The following is a 250-nucleotide window of genomic DNA, read 5'->3' on the forward strand; positions in this document are numbered from 1 at the left end:
GCGAAAACAACCGGTGCTGTCAGAAACCTATCGCGGCCTGCTTTACCGGCCGGACTTGAGGTCGTAAAGGGACGGCATCACTCCGCAAGCGGCACATCGCCCCACATCTCGCCAGCCTGCCGATATTTCCGGCATCTGCGGAGCACCCGAAGAGGATCGTCATGTCGAATGCAGCGCAACGCTCGAACCGCGTGCTTATCGTCGCCACTATCATGCTCGCGACCTTCATGGTGGCGATCGAGGCGACGAT

1 protein-coding gene is annotated in these 250 nt (G+C 60.0%); it reads right to left on the reverse strand.

Annotated elements, in window-relative coordinates; translation table 11 throughout:
- Window positions 1-19: 19 nt before the first annotated feature.
- Window positions 20-250, reverse strand: a 231-nt coding sequence (locus EOD29_RS36780) for a hypothetical protein (RefSeq protein ID WP_206520602.1), incomplete at its 5' end; no start/stop codon positions are given.

The sequence above is a fragment of the Mesorhizobium sp. M1A.T.Ca.IN.004.03.1.1 genome, assembly GCF_003997555.1.
Classification (GTDB): Bacteria; Pseudomonadota; Alphaproteobacteria; order Rhizobiales; family Rhizobiaceae; genus Mesorhizobium.